25 protein-coding genes, 1 tRNA gene and 4 pseudogenes are annotated in these 14,525 nt (G+C 34.5%); 5 read left to right on the top strand and 25 right to left on the bottom strand.

Annotated elements, in window-relative coordinates:
* Positions 1 to 262: 262 nt before the first annotated feature.
* Positions 263 to 793 (bottom strand): YceI family protein, encoded by a 531-nt coding sequence (locus JCM13188_RS10370; protein WP_054753923.1) that lies wholly within the window; start codon positions 791 to 793, stop codon positions 263 to 265.
* A 138-nt stretch (positions 794 to 931) separates the two neighbouring features.
* On the opposite strand from JCM13188_RS10370, the gene JCM13188_RS10375 reads away from it, so the two are divergent.
* Complete coding sequence (locus JCM13188_RS10375) at positions 932 to 1,261, top strand: winged helix-turn-helix transcriptional regulator (RefSeq protein WP_054753925.1); 330 nt, start codon at positions 932 to 934, stop codon at positions 1,259 to 1,261.
* Between the two features lie 169 nt (positions 1,262 to 1,430).
* Here the strand turns inward: JCM13188_RS10375 and JCM13188_RS10380 are convergent.
* From JCM13188_RS10380 to JCM13188_RS10405, 10 genes and pseudogenes are all read right to left on the bottom strand, one after another.
* Positions 1,431 to 2,758, bottom strand: a pseudogene (locus JCM13188_RS10380) (alanine/glycine:cation symporter family protein).
* Positions 2,759 to 2,904: 146 nt separating this feature from the next.
* On the bottom strand, positions 2,905 to 3,150 hold the full coding sequence (locus tag JCM13188_RS10385; protein ID WP_279401726.1) for a GIY-YIG nuclease family protein: 246 nt from the start codon (positions 3,148 to 3,150) through the stop codon (positions 2,905 to 2,907).
* A 15-nt stretch (positions 3,151 to 3,165) separates the two neighbouring features.
* Complete coding sequence (locus JCM13188_RS18955; protein ID WP_279401690.1) at positions 3,166 to 3,318, bottom strand: hypothetical protein; 153 nt, start codon at positions 3,316 to 3,318, stop codon at positions 3,166 to 3,168.
* Between the two features lie 53 nt (positions 3,319 to 3,371).
* Entirely contained in the window at positions 3,372 to 4,010 is a 639-nt protein-coding gene (locus JCM13188_RS10390; protein ID WP_279401691.1) for a gamma-glutamylcyclotransferase family protein, read from the bottom strand.
* Entirely contained in the window at positions 3,967 to 4,353 is a 387-nt protein-coding gene (locus tag JCM13188_RS20925; RefSeq protein ID WP_369404955.1) for a CPBP family intramembrane glutamic endopeptidase, read from the bottom strand. The genes JCM13188_RS10390 and JCM13188_RS20925 overlap by 44 nt, the downstream gene beginning before the upstream one ends.
* Positions 4,281 to 4,706 carry a hypothetical protein gene (locus JCM13188_RS10395; RefSeq protein ID WP_054753929.1) on the bottom strand — a complete coding sequence of 142 codons (426 nt, stop codon included), beginning with the start codon at positions 4,704 to 4,706 and terminating at the stop codon, positions 4,281 to 4,283. Before JCM13188_RS10395 ends, JCM13188_RS20925 begins: the two co-directional genes overlap by 73 nt.
* A gap of 137 nt (positions 4,707 to 4,843) precedes the next feature.
* Positions 4,844 to 4,942, bottom strand: coding sequence for a cytochrome bd oxidase small subunit CydS family protein (gene cydS, locus JCM13188_RS21805; protein ID WP_377330150.1), 99 nt, complete (start codon positions 4,940 to 4,942; stop codon positions 4,844 to 4,846).
* A gap of 2 nt (positions 4,943 to 4,944) precedes the next feature.
* Entirely contained in the window at positions 4,945 to 5,970 is a 1,026-nt protein-coding gene (locus tag JCM13188_RS10400) for a cytochrome d ubiquinol oxidase subunit II (protein ID WP_054753931.1), read from the bottom strand.
* Positions 5,970 to 6,146 carry a hypothetical protein gene (locus JCM13188_RS21810; RefSeq protein ID WP_439646630.1) on the bottom strand — a complete coding sequence of 59 codons (177 nt, stop codon included), beginning with the start codon at positions 6,144 to 6,146 and terminating at the stop codon, positions 5,970 to 5,972. Before JCM13188_RS21810 ends, JCM13188_RS10400 begins: the two co-directional genes overlap by 1 nt.
* Entirely contained in the window at positions 6,143 to 7,312 is a 1,170-nt protein-coding gene (locus JCM13188_RS10405; RefSeq protein ID WP_439646631.1) for a cytochrome ubiquinol oxidase subunit I, read from the bottom strand. Before JCM13188_RS10405 ends, JCM13188_RS21810 begins: the two co-directional genes overlap by 4 nt.
* Before the next feature lie 495 nt (positions 7,313 to 7,807).
* Between JCM13188_RS10405 and JCM13188_RS10410 the strand changes: the two genes are divergently transcribed.
* Together JCM13188_RS10410 and JCM13188_RS10415 are read left to right on the top strand one after the other, a co-directional pair.
* Positions 7,808 to 8,152 (top strand): DUF6176 family protein, encoded by a 345-nt coding sequence (locus JCM13188_RS10410; protein WP_054753933.1) that lies wholly within the window; start codon positions 7,808 to 7,810, stop codon positions 8,150 to 8,152.
* 10 nt (positions 8,153 to 8,162) lie between these two features.
* Positions 8,163 to 8,603: a hypothetical protein gene (locus tag JCM13188_RS10415; RefSeq protein WP_054753935.1), complete on the top strand. Its 441-nt coding sequence runs from the start codon at positions 8,163 to 8,165 to the stop codon at positions 8,601 to 8,603.
* Here JCM13188_RS10415 and JCM13188_RS18960 read toward each other — a convergent pair.
* From JCM13188_RS18960 to JCM13188_RS10425, 4 genes and pseudogenes are all read right to left on the bottom strand, one after another.
* Positions 8,596 to 8,925 (bottom strand): PstS family phosphate ABC transporter substrate-binding protein, encoded by a 330-nt coding sequence (locus JCM13188_RS18960; protein ID WP_279401692.1) that lies wholly within the window; start codon positions 8,923 to 8,925, stop codon positions 8,596 to 8,598. The genes JCM13188_RS10415 and JCM13188_RS18960 overlap by 8 nt on opposite strands.
* 17 nt (positions 8,926 to 8,942) lie before the next feature.
* Complete coding sequence (locus JCM13188_RS18965; RefSeq protein ID WP_279401693.1) at positions 8,943 to 9,170, bottom strand: substrate-binding domain-containing protein; 228 nt, start codon at positions 9,168 to 9,170, stop codon at positions 8,943 to 8,945.
* A gap of 51 nt (positions 9,171 to 9,221) precedes the next feature.
* Positions 9,222 to 9,764 carry a hypothetical protein gene (locus tag JCM13188_RS18970; RefSeq protein ID WP_279401694.1) on the bottom strand — a complete coding sequence of 181 codons (543 nt, stop codon included), beginning with the start codon at positions 9,762 to 9,764 and terminating at the stop codon, positions 9,222 to 9,224.
* 23 nt (positions 9,765 to 9,787) lie between these two features.
* Positions 9,788 to 10,239 (bottom strand): annotated as a pseudogene (locus JCM13188_RS10425) (GNAT family N-acetyltransferase).
* 144 nt (positions 10,240 to 10,383) lie between these two features.
* Between JCM13188_RS10425 and JCM13188_RS10430 the strand changes: the two are divergent.
* Positions 10,384 to 10,735 (top strand): annotated as a pseudogene (locus JCM13188_RS10430) (DUF2200 domain-containing protein).
* A gap of 59 nt (positions 10,736 to 10,794) precedes the next feature.
* On the opposite strand, the gene JCM13188_RS10435 reads toward JCM13188_RS10430, so the two are convergent.
* Positions 10,795 to 10,986, bottom strand: a complete 192-nt coding sequence (locus JCM13188_RS10435) for a hypothetical protein (protein WP_054753937.1) — start codon at positions 10,984 to 10,986, stop codon at positions 10,795 to 10,797.
* Positions 10,987 to 11,085: 99 nt separating this feature from the next.
* Here JCM13188_RS10435 and JCM13188_RS10440 point away from each other — a divergent pair.
* A tRNA-Val gene (locus JCM13188_RS10440) sits at positions 11,086 to 11,158 on the top strand.
* Positions 11,159 to 11,288: 130 nt separating this feature from the next.
* On the opposite strand, the gene JCM13188_RS10445 is transcribed toward JCM13188_RS10440, so the two are convergent.
* From JCM13188_RS10445 to JCM13188_RS10470, 9 genes and pseudogenes are all read right to left on the bottom strand, one after another.
* Entirely contained in the window at positions 11,289 to 11,675 is a 387-nt protein-coding gene (locus tag JCM13188_RS10445) for a tyrosine-type recombinase/integrase (RefSeq protein WP_054753939.1), read from the bottom strand.
* Between the two features lie 26 nt (positions 11,676 to 11,701).
* On the bottom strand, positions 11,702 to 12,199 hold the full coding sequence (locus tag JCM13188_RS10450; protein WP_054753942.1) for a tyrosine-type recombinase/integrase: 498 nt from the start codon (positions 12,197 to 12,199) through the stop codon (positions 11,702 to 11,704).
* A 64-nt stretch (positions 12,200 to 12,263) separates the two neighbouring features.
* Positions 12,264 to 12,368: pseudogene (locus JCM13188_RS20930) on the bottom strand (Arm DNA-binding domain-containing protein); the annotation flags it as partial.
* 145 nt (positions 12,369 to 12,513) lie between these two features.
* The gene (locus JCM13188_RS10455; protein ID WP_054753944.1) at positions 12,514 to 12,723 is read right to left on the bottom strand and encodes a helix-turn-helix domain-containing protein; all 210 of its coding nucleotides are present in this window, start codon (positions 12,721 to 12,723) and stop codon (positions 12,514 to 12,516) included.
* A gap of 76 nt (positions 12,724 to 12,799) precedes the next feature.
* Entirely contained in the window at positions 12,800 to 13,066 is a 267-nt protein-coding gene (locus tag JCM13188_RS10460) for a hypothetical protein (RefSeq protein WP_054753946.1), read from the bottom strand.
* 30 nt (positions 13,067 to 13,096) lie between these two features.
* Positions 13,097 to 13,252, bottom strand: coding sequence for a hypothetical protein (locus JCM13188_RS18975; protein ID WP_279401695.1), 156 nt, complete (start codon positions 13,250 to 13,252; stop codon positions 13,097 to 13,099).
* Between the two features lie 59 nt (positions 13,253 to 13,311).
* The gene (locus JCM13188_RS18980) at positions 13,312 to 13,476 is read right to left on the bottom strand and encodes a hypothetical protein (protein ID WP_279401696.1); all 165 of its coding nucleotides are present in this window, start codon (positions 13,474 to 13,476) and stop codon (positions 13,312 to 13,314) included.
* A gap of 76 nt (positions 13,477 to 13,552) precedes the next feature.
* Entirely contained in the window at positions 13,553 to 13,903 is a 351-nt protein-coding gene (locus JCM13188_RS10465; protein WP_054753948.1) for a hypothetical protein, read from the bottom strand.
* 58 nt (positions 13,904 to 13,961) lie between these two features.
* A complete protein-coding gene (locus tag JCM13188_RS10470) occupies positions 13,962 to 14,432 on the bottom strand; it encodes a hypothetical protein (RefSeq protein WP_054753949.1) in 471 nt (156 codons plus the stop codon).
* Positions 14,433 to 14,525: the final 93 nt, after the last annotated feature.

The following is a 14,525-nucleotide window of genomic DNA, read 5'->3' on the forward strand; positions in this document are numbered from 1 at the left end:
ATTTAAGCAGGGGTTTATTTATATATTCCGACACTATGTATATTTATTTATAACAATTACTCTCAGTACATGGACAATTCATTACTATATGCGAACAATTATTCTTGAAATACGGACAAATTCTTATTAGATACGAACAGTTATCCTTGGAATACGAACAAATTCTTATTAGATATGAACAGTTTCAGGTGAAATATAAACAATTTCTAATCAAATACAAACAAAACAAAAACAGCCAGGCTCACCGCCTGGCGTTTACTAATTATTCTTCAATCACAAATTCGAATGCTGCATTAATATTAACTTCTTTACCAATTAATACGCCGCCAGTTTCTAATGCTGCATTCCAAGTAAGTCCGTAATCTTCACGATTGATTTTACCTTCAACATCAAAACCAGCAACCATGTTACCACCCATTGGATCTTTTGCAATACCATTGTGAACAACCTTGAAAGTCTCTTCATTAGTCGTTCCTCTAATTGTAAGGTCGCCTGTTACTTCGTATTCAGAGTCACTTACTTTCTTAACTGATTTACTTTCAAATACAATGTTAGGATGATTTTCTGCATCGAAGAAATCTGCTGATTTTAAGTGACCATTTCGATCTTCATTATTTGTCTCGATTGATGAAACATCTACGATCGCTTTAACACTAGCATCCTCCAAATGATTAACATCACCATTGAACTCGATGTCTACGTTTTGAAATTCCCCTTTTGCCTTTGAAACCATCATGTGTTTGACAGTGAAATAAACTGCACTGTGTACTTTGTCTAATTGAACTGTTGCCATTATTAAATTCCTCCTCTGAAATAATTAACTTACTTTATGTAAGTAAGTATATAATTAAAATTTAATTACGTCAAGTAACATTTAACTATTTTAAAAAGTTTCTTTTTAAGTTATAATAGGTAGAAAGAGGTGAATCATATGGCCGATACAAATATTTGCCCAAAATTTGAAAAAGCATTATCAATCTTAAACAAACGGTGGACCGGTTTAATCGTGTTTCAGCTACTGAATGGTTCACAACGTTTTTGCAATATTGAATCTGAAATTGGTATTAGTGGTCGCGTTTTATCTGAAAGGTTAAAAGATCTAGAAAAAGAAGGTATAGTCAAACGTACTGTTTATGATGAAACACCAGTTAGAATTGAGTACTCTCTTACTGATAAAGGGCTAGCACTCGAGCCAGTTTTAAGTCAAATTCAAAATTGGTCAGATAACTGGGTTCAATCAGATCGTGAATTGGTTAATTAAGAGTCCTATTTAAGGGCTCTTTTTTATTTCAATTCCCATCTGATAAATTTTTAAAACTTTCAGATTTGCTTGATTTAACCGAATTGATTTAAGCTACACTAAAAAACCGGACGCAAATAGCGCCCGGCCAACAAATCATTATTTATCTCTATCTTGTGCGCCCCACCATTCAACATTTTTTAAGCCCAGGGACGTTATCTACATGGAATGATGGATCCTTTCCTTCTTTTCTCTGCTTGGTATAATCCTTAAGAATCGCAAAAGCAATTTTACTTAATAACAGGATCGCAATTAAGTTAACCACTGCCATCATTGCCATGAATAAATCTGCCATACTCCATACAATGTCTACTTTAGCTAAAGCACCAAACATCACCATACCTAATACTAAAAAGCGGTAAACATTTCTCCAAATTTTATTATTTTTCAAGAAGTCAATGTTTGATTCACCATAATAATAGTTACCAATTACAGAGCTAAAGGCAAATAAGAAAATCGTAACAGCTAAGAAAATGGTAGCCCAGTCACCAATCTGAGCACTTAAAGCCGTTTGCGTTAACTGTATGCCATCTTCAGTTGGGCTTGCAAAATCACTGTATAATAGGATAATGAAAGCTGTAAAGCTACACACAACAATCGTGTCAAAGAAAACGGCTAGTGATTGTACTAACCCTTGTTTGGCAGGGTGGCTAACCCCAGCTGTTGCAGCAGCGTTCGGTGCACTACCCATACCAGCTTCGTTTGAGAAGAGTCCACGTTTAATCCCTTGCATTAAGGCAGCACCAACTCCACCGCCAACAAATTGTTCAAGTCCGAAAGCATGAGAGAAGATCATTCCAAATATACGTGGAACTTCAGTAATATTCATAATGACGACGACTAGTGCAACAGCAATATAAATCACTGCCATAATGGGGACAATCGTCCCTGAAACGACCGCGATACGTTTAATTCCGCCAAAATAATTAATGCAGCAAGAATAACTAAAACAATTCCTGAAACATAATGTTCAATATTAAATGCCTTTTCAACAGCTTCAGAAATTGTGTTAGCTTGAACCGCATTAAAAACCAATCCAAATGTCATTGTAATAAGTACCGAGAATAATACAGCCATCCAGCGTTGGCCTAGAGCCTTCTCAATATAATAAGCAGGTCCTCCGCGAAACCCACCTTTATCAGGTACTTTATATACTTGCGCCAGTGTACTTTCAATAAATGCGGTTGCCATACCAATTAAAGCAATCATCCACATCCAGAACACGGCACCTGGCCCACCAATTGCAACGGCTAACGCAACGCCCGCTAAGTTACCAGTCCCAACTCGAGATGCAATACTAATACTGAATGCTTGAAAGGCATTGGTCCCGCGTTTACCACTCTGTTCAACCGCTTCTTCACCAATGACCTTAAACATTTCAGGGAATAAACGAAACTGCGCAAACTTACTAAAGAACGTAAAGTAAAGACCTGCACCAATTAATAAATAAATTAAAATATAATCCCAAAAAAAAAAACGTGTTACCGTATTTAATAACGGTACTCAAAAATCCATATCATTACAACTCCCTTCCAATTCAAATATCATATACCCAAATTTTATCAATCACTATCACAAAAATAAATAATTTCATTAAAAAATGACTATTTAACTATGTCCAAATTGAACGATTGAATCATTTCTTCTTTGGTTTTCTTCGGTAATTTTTTAATATTCGCTTCGCGGCTCATGGCTTCTGATTTCGTCTCAAATACTTCATAATAAACGATTTTGACAGGAAGACGTGCACGTGTATATTTTGACGCCTTGCCTGCTAAATGCTTGGCGAGTCTATTATCCAAATTGTTTGTATATCCCGTATATAAAGATTGATCACAGCATCTTAACATGTATGTATAGTGCACTTAATCCCCCGCCCTTAATCGTTCAACACGTGAATTGATTTGTTTTAAATAAGTTTCAGACAAATGTCGTTTGCCGCCACGTACAATTTCATTTAGGTAATGATCAGGCGGCGCTATTTCTTCAAGTTTATCAATCACAATAAACGTTAACATGTTTAGTATTTCTCCATTGAAGGTCACATCCACAACAGCTGGTCTGTATAGTCCTATATAACACCTTCACGATTATATAAATACTTTAAAGCTTGTTCAGTAATTTCATAGACAATACCTTCAACTTGATGGCCAGACATCTCCACAATATCAGCTCTTCCCCCATCATCTGCACGCACTGTGAATCTTAACTCATGTTCAGGTAGTAGCCCAAGTCCAAGTGTTTTAAACTGCGTTAACATGCCCGCTTTTTCAATTCGCTCGTGATCCATACAAGATCCGTAAGCAAAATAATGAGGCGTTCCTTGATCAAGCAGTTTCTTTAAACGCCAATCTCCAAAAGGAATTTCTTCAGTATTCTGAACCTCTTTTGGATAATAATATAATAATGCTTTAAACTCACCTAAGTCACTTAGTACAAGCTGTTCGGTTCTTTGATAATGATCGGTCTCAGATATACCTTGGTACCCTTCAAGCTTATCTATTTGTTTTAACACATCATGATCAACTTCATATAGTTCACCATATACATGGTCATCATTGTCTAATAACATAGCTGGATAATCGTATCCTGTATCAATAAGTCTCCCCTTCGTCCATGCCTGCTGTGAAACTAATTTAGCATCTTCTAATAGATGATGATTTCGTTCATATCGTCTTAGCGTTCCGTAAACAAAAACTAACTGCCCCATCTAATTCCTCCCTTTTACATTGACCAAAATAAATAAAACCCGATCGACACAACGGCAATATCTGCACAATATGTAAAATCCATGAATTTAAGAAGTTATTGGATTTAGTATTTAACCAGTTGAAAATAAGTCCAACTACAAATAACCCGGCTAGTGCTAATAGGATCAGTTCGAAGTTAAACCATGTCGCAAAAATAGCCACATGATAAATCGCAAATAATGCTGAAGAAAAAATATAACCCAATACATGATAGCCGGATTGATAAAACTTTAGAAAAATAAAACCTCTAAAATAAAATTCCTCAAGAGTGAATTTCCAAATGTAATATAGAGTGCAACGAATATGTACGTTTCAAGTGTAATATTAAGCCTGTTTTGCAAATCAAGTATGATTGTTTCACCATTAATTTGATCTTGCAGTAAAACATAAGCCGCTAATATAACAATCACCGAAAGTAAACCAAGGCCCACTCCATATTGTAGTCCTTTGACATCTACTTGGTTAAGCCTTAATGATTCAAAAAGTCGTTCTTTAAGCACTACTTTGATAAATACAATAGGAACGATTAAAAACAGAAGAATTTTAGCAAGCGTCTTCATAATGTATGATAATTCTAAAATTTGCTCAACATAAAATAACGCTAAGCAGCTAAGAATGGTTAAGACAATTACTTGAGTGATATGACGTTGCTTCAACGACCCCTCCCCCTTTATAAAAACTATTCTACTAATTCTAACTCATAAATAAAACAACTTTTATGTATTTTGACGAAGTCATATAAAAAAGCTGAACTCAAGATTAAATCTAAAGTTCAGCTTTTACAATATACTATTTATTTCACCGCATCGTCTTTTAAACCTGACCAAAATGCTAATACAATTGAGATGATCACCACAATAAACGGTGCGTACGTAATTAAGAAATGATCCATCATTAATACCTCCTCTGTTCTTCACCTTTGACGTAAGTTCTATTAAATAAAAATAATCTTGCGAGTAATAAGATTGACGGAACGAGTAAGGCAAAACCTGCAATAAATGCGATAATTAATGCTTGTGCCATGGCATCGTTCGTAAAGCCGTCGTAGATTGTCAAATACGGATACAGCAAGTACGGATAATGCGACACGCCATAACCGAAGAATGCTAATCCAAATTGAATAATTAAACTCCAAAACGCTAGACTATAATATTTTCTCCTCCACAAGAACAAGACGGTAATCGCAAAAAACACTCCCGATAAAGCGAACACCCACCAAATATCCATGATATTCGCAAAGTGTAGTTCATTGTGTTGTCTTAATTGCCAAATGATGAGTCCAGCTGATAGGATCGTTGGTCCGCTCCATGCCAGTGAGTATTTTCTTAAGATCTCTCGCGCTTTAAAGTCTTCAGCCACATCGGCATACGCCGTTAGAAAGGTCGCGGATATATAGAGTACACTGACCACACTTAAAATCACGATACTCCAGGTAAGCGGACTGAAGAATAATTCTTTATATAATAACACTGGATTTTCACCTACCATTTCTACAAAACCACCTTCAGAAATGGTTAAAACAATGGAAAGTGATGCCGGAATAAGCAAACCTGCTACACCATATAAAAGAACGTAAAACTTACTATCTTTAGCTCCATAAGTTTGAAACGCGTAATAAGACCCGCGAATCGCAAGAAGTACAATCGATATACTAACTGGAACTAACAAAACGGTTCCGTAATAAAATGCCGCGCTTGGGAAGAAGCCAACCATACCAACAAAGAAAAACACTAAGAAAACATTAGTCACTTCCCACACGGGTGATAAATACCGCTGTATGATATGGTGCAGCACGTGTTTTGTGTTTGCAATCTCACTATAGGCACTGAAAAAACCCGCTCCAAAGTCGATGGAGGCAATGATGATATAGCCGAACAGAAATAGCCACAGGACGGATACTCCAATAATCGCTAAATCCATTACCTCTCACCCCTTTCAATTGCGTGATCTTCAAGTTCTCGTTCAACCGGATTTTTCTTAAACATCCGAATGAGCACGATAATGCTACCAGTACCTAACACGATATACAGACCAACAAATAACCATAGCATCGTATCAACATATGCCGCTGACGTCGCTCCCTCTGGTGTCTTCATAAACCCACGGAGAATCCATGCTGACGGCCAAACTCTGCGTAGAACCATCCCATTTCTATCGCTATGAAAGCGAGCGGCCCTGATAACACCAGAATGAAATTAAATAATTTATTTTTAATGACTTTCCATTTTCGTTTAACCGCAAGCCAGTAAAATGCTGAAATAAACGTTAACCACATTCCAATGGTGACCATTAAATCAAAGAAATAATGCACAATTAAAGGTGGGAGTTCGTCTTCTGGAAATTCATTTAACCCTTTCACTTCTGCAAATGGATCACTATGGGCTAAAATACTTAACGCATATGGTATCTTGATAGCTCCCTGCACCTCGCCATTTTCATCGAGCCAACCGAACATCATAAGAGGTGCACCCTCTTCCGTTTCAAAATGCCACTCTGCTGCAGCTAACTTTTCAGGTTGGTATTCGGCTAAAAATTTTCCGGAGAAGTCACCAACAATGACAGTTGCAATAGAAAAGATCAAACCCACTTTCATCATTAGATACAATGATTTTTTATGATAAATATGGTCTCGTCCTTTAAATAAATGAAACGCCGCAATGGATGCTAATACAAATGCAGACGTCATATAAGCAGTCGTTAATACGTGAGCAACCTTTGTTGGCGTTGCTGGGTTAAACATCGCAGCAATCGGGTCTACATTAACGAGTGCCCCATTAACTAAATCAAATCCTTGTGGTGTATTCATGAATGCGTTAACCATCGTAATGAAGAACGCTGAAAATGATGCCCCAATAGCAACTGGAATAAGAAGAAGCATATGCTTTTTCTGATTCTCAAAGCGGTCCCACGTATATAAATAAATCCCTAAGAAAATCGCCTCAAAAAAGAACGCGAACGTTTCCAAAAATAAAGGTAAACTGATCACATGACCTGCTAATTCCATAAAGTTCGGCCAAAGTAGTGATAACTGCAGTCCAATAGCTGTACCCGTTACGACACCAACAGCAACAGTAATCACGAACCCTCTTGTCCACCTTCTAGCTAATAAAATATAGTGCTCATCATTCTTTTTAATGCCAATCCACTGAGCAATCGCAATCATGAGCGGGATCCCTACACCAATCGTCGCATACAATATGTGAAATGCTAACGTTAATCCTGTTAGCGTTCGGCTAAAAAAGACCGGATCGTATTCCATCATCAGACTAGCACCCCCTATATTAGAAAAAGACGACCTAAAATCGAAATCAACATAATAATTGCTACAACAAAACTGAGGATGATCAACCATTTTTCATGTTTCTTATACATGTACATCTCCCCTTCACGCTCTATCATACCTCATTTAGTTCTTTAACAACTCATTAGTCAGTTAACGCTTTGTTACGAAGAGTTGAGGATTTTGTGAACTATTTCACAACTTGTTTATACAAACAAGCTGACACTTCATATTATACTAATGTTACTAAAATTCTAAACTTTACAATTATTAACTTTTACTTTACATTTAAGGTTGTATATCTCTATTAAACTAGTTCTCTTATTTCATATATTATATTTATTACATCAAATACCCTTTAATAACTTTTAAATTTTTATATCAATAAAAAGCCCAAACATGAAGAAAGACAATTTATTATCCGAACAAAAAGAGTAGGCACACCTACTCTTTTAACTCAATTAAGGGAGGATTTACATGAATATAGAACTGACTCGTTTTCGAGTTAAATCAGGTAAATCACAACAAGTCGACGAATGGATGGCATTTTTAAATAAGCACATGGATGAAGTGCTTCTGACCTTAGAAGATGAAAAAATGTATGTAGAAAATATTTTTCGTGAAACAACTGATAGAACTGAATATCTTTATTGGTACTCGATTGAAGGAGAAGGTGGTCAAAACGTAGAAGAATCCGAACATTGGATTGATCTTAAACACTTAGAATACTGGAATGAATGTATTGATGATACATATGAGCCGATTGACTTAAAATTAGAGGTATTGATGATTCCTGAGAGAATACGCAAACATTTAAGGTAAGGATGATTCTATGCCCAAAACTATTATAGCTTTAATAGTCATTTCGCTAACTTTGATGTTCATCATTGGTTGGTATAGTCCATTATCTAATTTAAACACCGAATCATACATCAATCATGGACCAACCATTCAAGACCACATAGAAGGTTTAAGAGCTTTAAACAGGCATGCTAGTAAACATTCTCTTGAACTTACAAACTATTATATAGAACATATTGCTCAAGAGCTTGAAGAAAATTGGGTTCAAAAACAAGAGCCTGATTATGATCAACTATTTGCGGATGTTAAACATGTTCGTATGATCTTTCAAGGTCTTGTCGGTACCGTTAACTATGGAAGTGAAGAACGTCAATACCTTGAAGATAGCATTAATCACATAAGATTAATAGAATCACTTATAAGACAAACAAAAGCAGAAAAAGTTGATGTTATGATTGACCTACCTAATTGACTGGAACATAACCGACCTTCTCAATTATTGCCTGGCCTTGATCGGACAGAATCCAATCAATTAACGAATCGACATTTGGGTTTTCCGTGCCAGCTGTAATGGCATAAAATTCAGCAGCAAATGGATACGAATCGTCTTGAATAAATTCTTTTGTCGGCTCAACGTCATTCACTTGGATTAGCTTAATTTTTCCGTTATCAACCATTTCGTTTGCGAAGAATCTAAATGAAAATCCAATTGCATTTTTACGGTTGCGATAATTCGATGTCTCCTTAACTATTCCGCCCATTCCTGAAACCACATCGTCTGTTGGAGGTTCCATTAAGTGGGAGCTATCCATCACCTTTTTAACATTGTCTGGGACCCGCTACCTTCTGGCCTTTGAAAAGCTCGGATTTCGACGTCCTCCCCTCCAACTTCTTTCCAGTTTGTAATGTTACCTGAGTAAATCCCTTGAATCTCTTCAACCTTCAGTGAATCAACTGGATTGTCCGCATGTACAAAAAAGACAAACGCCTCCCTGCCAATTGGTGTCATATTTAACGCTTTATCCTCACGTTCAAACATTTTGTTGCTCCTCAGAAGGTCCAGCTGCAAAAATTAGATCGGCCTCGCCTTTTAAAAGATTTTGATAGGCCCCAGTCGTTTGATTAGCCATGACTTCACTGTTATGTAGTGCATAATCTTTTTCGGGATAAACCATTCTAGCAAAACTAGAATATACCGGGTAAAGCGCTGTTGCCCCGTCCAAAATTGGCAAATCATCTTCAATTTGTAGCGTTGATTTTTCATCGAGCTAACTGCTTTAGTGTCATTAGCGAAAGGTTTATACTCACTTAAATCCACATCTTGAGTACTTACGACCTCTAATGAATCTAGATAATACGCATACCCTAGCTGACCGACAAATATAAGTAGACAAATGCCGAAGTAAACCGCCATGGATATCACTAATTTCTTCAATTTAACTAAATTAAACACACCTAAAATCCAAAAGACGATAATCCCTAATGCGACAAGTATAATGAGCGCAGCCATCAAATTACGACCAGTTGAGACGGTCATCAGTGTGTAGATGCCCGCAAAACTTACCATGACTACTCCAATTATAAAAATTATTGTTGCTAGAACTTTGACACCAGTCCAAATATGTTTATCCATCGTATTCCCCTTCTAATTAACCTTTATAAATATAGTGTTAAACGAATCATATCTCGGCACTGAATACCGTTCTCATAAATTTCTTCTTCATAATTTCTTATGAAAAAGTCTTGATCAATGCCCGTTATTCTAAAACCGCACTTTTGGTAGAGAGCTAATTGATGAATACTAGAGTTCCCAGTTCCGATTTCTATTTTTGATAACCCTCACGTTTGGCCTGCTCAATAGCATCCATTATCAAACGTTTACCAAACCCTCTCCCCTGATGTGATTCTGAAACGGCTATATTTATGAGCTCGATCGTACCAGTCTCAATTGGAATTAATACATAAACACCTATTACGTCACCTTCATCTTCTGCTATAAAACACTCACCTTGAACTAGATAATCGTTAACCAATTCAGGAGAAGGATCAGCTAATAGTAATAAATCCATTGGTGCAGGTTCTTCTTGAGTTAGTTTTCTAATTTTCATAATCGTTCACCTGTAAGAAGAATTTGTTTGATTTTTCTAAACATAACATCATTTTACCATAACTTGTTAATCTCGCAGTGGGATTATTTTTGCAATAATAGGCTTATGTTATGATAGTTAGAAAGAACTTTAGGAGTGATTGATATGGCAAAACATAAAATATATACGATGAGCTTCTCAAGTGTCTATCCCCCATTACATTAAGAAAGCTGAAAGAAAAGGACGCACTAAAGAAGAAGTAGATGAAATCATTCACTGGCTTACTGGTTATAGTCAGGATGAATTAGAAAAACAACTTGATCTGCAGGTAGATTTTGAAACATTCTTTGAAGAAGCACCTAAAATGAATCCTTCACGCACGATGATTAAAGGTGTTATTTGTGGGGTGCGAGTGGAAGAAATTGAAGAACCACTTATGCAAGAAATTCGTTATATGGATAAGTTAATCGATGAATTAGCGAGAGGAAAAGCCATGGAGAAGATTTTACGTAGATAATTTGTCGGTATAAAAAAGAGCATCAAATTATAGACATAATTTAATGCTCTTCTAAAAAGTCATTCTTCTTTTATTTGTTTCAATAAACTAAAAACTCGTTTGGCGTACACAATTGCTAAATATCCTGTACCAATGACAAAAATCACGCCAAAAGCAATGAATAAATGCAATAAATATTTCGGTGCTGATAAGGCAACAGTTGCAATTAACAGGCCACCAATTAATAAATACGTTAGAATTCTTGCGATCATTTGAGAATCCTCCGTCTTAAAAAAGTATTGACAAGTTAAGTATAAACGATTATATTAATATTTGTCGATTGATTTTAATTGAATATTTTTCAACAATACGACTCCGTAGCTCAGCTGGGAGAGCGCCACCTTGACAGGGTGGAGGTCGGTGGTTCGAGCCCACTCGGAGTCATAGGGTGCCAAACCTAACTAGACCCCTTTCGCTATATAGCCTGAGGGGTCTTTTCATATTTATTAAAGAATGTTATAAAAACAATATGTTTTTAAAAAACAGTTTTGTCGGCATTTTGTCGGCATTAGAATTATTCACCAAATAAAGTATCTAACTTTTTTATTGCTTCTTTTTGCATATTTGGTAATAGGTGTGCGTACGTATCGAGGGTTATTCTAATACTTGCGTGCCCAAGTCTCTCTGATATGATTTTTATATTTACATCTGCTAATAGAAGGAGACTAGCGTGAGTGTGTCTTAAATCGTGAAATTTAATTCTAGACACACCTGACTGTTCTATATGACTATATAATAATCTTAACAAGTTCCTGGGGTGGCATGGGGTTCCAATTTCAGTACAAACAACAAGATTATTATCTTGATAATGATTTTGGTTATCTACTTTTTCTAATTCAATAATTTCTTTGTGTTTAAGTAACTCTTCAATAATGTATTTATTTAAAGAAATGTTTCTCATACTTCCTTTATTCTTTGCACCACTTTCTATTTTTCCTTTGTGTGTAAGTTTTGTTGGACTGTTAGATAACTTTTTTCAAAATTTATATCTTTCCAGCGTAGACCTAATATTTCTCCTTGTCTCATACCCGTATATACTGCTAATTTATAAGCAATAGCATATCTTGAAGCACCTTCTATACTCGATATAAATTGTTTAACTTCGCTGGTACTCCATACTTTGACTTCCTTCATCGTGTTTTCCTTTGGCTTTTCTATTGAATCTGCAAAATTAGTACTCAATAATTGCATTCTAACAGCGTATTGTAAGCTAGAGCGGACAACTGAATATATTCTTTTTACTGAAGAAGAGGATAGGTTCTTATCATAAAGTGTGTTAATAAAACGTTGAATAATGAAAGGGGATAACTTATTTAATTTATACGAGCCTATACCTGGGTTTAAATGAATCCTAAAATAGGTTAAATATAACTCTTTTGTAGCTTCTGAAATATCTTTTTTTGTGTTTATCCATTGATTAAACAATTCTTGATAAGTTAAGTTTTTGTATCAGTATATGTTCCTTCCATAAAATTTCTTTTTGCTTTTATCATTGCTTCTTCAGCTTCTTTTTGGTTCTAAATCCTCTTTCTCTATATCTTTTTCTTTTCCCATTTTCATCCAAGCCTAATTCTACTTCAAAATACCATTTTCTTTCTTTTTTATATTCTTATCTTTATAAACTGGCATTATATTTCACTCCTTACCATTAGTGAATCTATTTTAACTTAAGTAAATAATATATGTTGAAAATGAATAGGGGTTGCAAAGTGCAACCCCTTTATGTATTATCTTGCTAATTAATATGTTGTTTTTGTTTCGTTTTCAAGCCACTTAAAAAATTCATTTTTCGATACTTTTATTCTTTTACCGACCTTTACATAATGGAATTGATTAGAATTTATCAATTCATAAGTTTGATTAATGCCTATTCCTAATATATTTTTAATATCTTTGACGTCTAAAACTAACGGTAGTTCATCTTTTGAACGAATTATTACGTTATTCATCTTTATTACTCCTTTTTAACACATCCTTGTGTATCACCCTTTTTAATTTAATTATTATCGTAACTTTATAAACCTCTTAATGTTTAAAGTCTCTTTCTTCTTGATAAATACTTTTAATTCTTGCATCAATACATTCAAGTACTTCATTATATATAAATATATCTATAATTCTATTATGTAGTGAGTAATTTGAGTGAAAATAATCTAAAAGTTCATTCTCACTGGCATAATAATTTTCATCCAGAATTAAACCTTCTTCAGATTGTTCTAACCTACTTATTAATTCGAGTTCATCATCTTCATACAATTGTTCCAATTCAAATTGAGTTATTCCTTCTACCATTTGAATATATCTATATCTCCCTCGTGATGTTCATTCGATATTCTTGGATAGACCGAGGTCTTTTTTATCGATATTATTATATGTATATACAATTGAGACATTTCCATCATGCTCAATCCATAAGTTCAAAGTTTCTCGTATTACTTCCATACTATCTAATTGTTCTAATCGGTTGTTATTAGACATTTACAGTCACTCCTTCTTCTGAAATTTTTTAATTCCTAGTAATGAATCTTTGTATTGTATTAAATATTTTCCAACTTACTTTCACCATTGCTAGCTGCATCAAGCACTTTAATATCAGCTAAGGATTCAATTTTATCTTTAAGCGCATATAATATAACTTTAATATATTTATCATCTAATACAAATTTGCTCATTTCTATAACCATTAATGTTTGAACAATCAAATGTAGATGTTTTTCTTATGATGATTTCCATAATTTCAAATTACGTAATATATCATTATCATTATTTTCATAAATGCTAAGGACGTTGAAGTATTCTGCAAATAATATTTTTTTCTTCTTGAGAATATTCTCTCCACTCATCTTCATCCGAAAGCAATTTACTATCAAATATAATAGGTGTAACGAGATTAAATAAGCCTTCCAAAGCGTCAATTGATTCTTCTAGAGAAATTGGATTGATAGTATATAAAATAGTATCTCCTTTATGATATTCGTAAGTGGTATATGGATAATATTTAATAGAATTATCAATAAAATTATACATACAATCGACTTCCACTTCACAATCATAATCAAAGAAGGTTTTCAAAGTTTTTGCTATTATTTCATTTATACTCACAGTGTCTAAAACATTAATATCTTTCATTTTTTATCATCCTTTCAAATGGTCTTGATTACCTATTTAAGCAACTTTATTATTACTATTAAAATAATAAGTCAAGTTCATTTTCTTTCTGATAATTATCATTAGTCTCCATATTCTCACGTATTTCATTTTCATATTCATGAGGAGATTGTGTTTCATATTCAATTTGACTTTCAATAGGAAGCCGTACAACCCTTTCTAATAAATCATATAGGCTAAATGAATGAAGTATTTCTTTAATATTCCTCTCACTTATCTGTAACATCTGTAATTGGATTGATATCTTTTCTTTTCCTAAATTTTCAAGAACCCTACTTGCGTACTTATCAAAATTGACTTCCACAAAATTCATATTCCTATCTTCGGTATTTAACTTTTCATAGACATAACTTCTGTAATTTTGCCAATCAATGATAAGCACTTCCCATATAATGTCACATCTGATAAGTTGAAAAAGCATAGTGATACAACTATAGTCATTTGTTTCAAACGTAATTATTACTCCGTTGTTATAATTAATTCCTGACAAACTATGTCCAACATCTATATAAAAAACTTATCCTTACTATTATGTTCATGTATACTGATTAATGTTTTCCAAGTAATCATTGTTGTTCCTCCT

Source organism: Piscibacillus salipiscarius JCM 13188, assembly GCF_001311865.1.
Taxonomy (GTDB): domain Bacteria; phylum Bacillota; class Bacilli; order Bacillales; family Alkalibacillaceae; genus Piscibacillus; species Piscibacillus salipiscarius.